The following is a 472-nucleotide window of genomic DNA, read 5'->3' as shown; positions in this document are numbered from 1 at the left end:
TCTGGCAGCGGTGTTCATTGCGGTGGCAGCCGTGGTCGAGCCGCAATCGCTGGGCATCGTGCAGAACCTCGGCGACGCGATCCCGGCCGGTAACCGCCTGGAGCTGTTCCTCGGCGCCGCCATCGGTGCAATCACCTTCTCCGGCTCGGTCATTGCCTTCGGCAAGCTGGCGGGCAAATACAAGTTCCGCCTGTTCCAGGGTGCGCCGGTCCAGTTCGGCGGTCAGCACAAGCTGAACCTGCTGCTGGGCCTGGCCACCCTGGGCCTGGGCGTGACCTTCATGCTCACCGGCGACTACACCGCTTTCGCCGTGATGCTGGCCCTGGCCTTCGTGCTCGGCGTGCTGATCATCATCCCGATCGGTGGCGCGGACATGCCCGTGGTCGTGTCGATGCTCAACAGCTACTCCGGCTGGGCCGCGGCGGGTATCGGCTTCTCGCTGAACAACTCGATGCTGATCATCGCAGGCTCA

1 protein-coding gene is annotated in these 472 nt (G+C 65.3%); it reads left to right on the top strand.

Going from position 1 to position 472, the window contains the following annotated elements; all coding sequences use genetic code 11:
* The coding region (locus ACM6J5_RS22355; RefSeq protein WP_414929360.1) for an NAD(P)(+) transhydrogenase (Re/Si-specific) subunit beta at window positions 1–472 on the top strand (472 nt) is incomplete at both ends.

Origin of the sequence: Pseudomonas sp. IT-P74, from assembly GCF_949768175.1 — a bacterium.
Classification (GTDB): Bacteria; Pseudomonadota; Gammaproteobacteria; order Pseudomonadales; family Pseudomonadaceae; genus Aquipseudomonas.
This window is presented reverse-complemented; position numbering and strand designations above follow the sequence as displayed.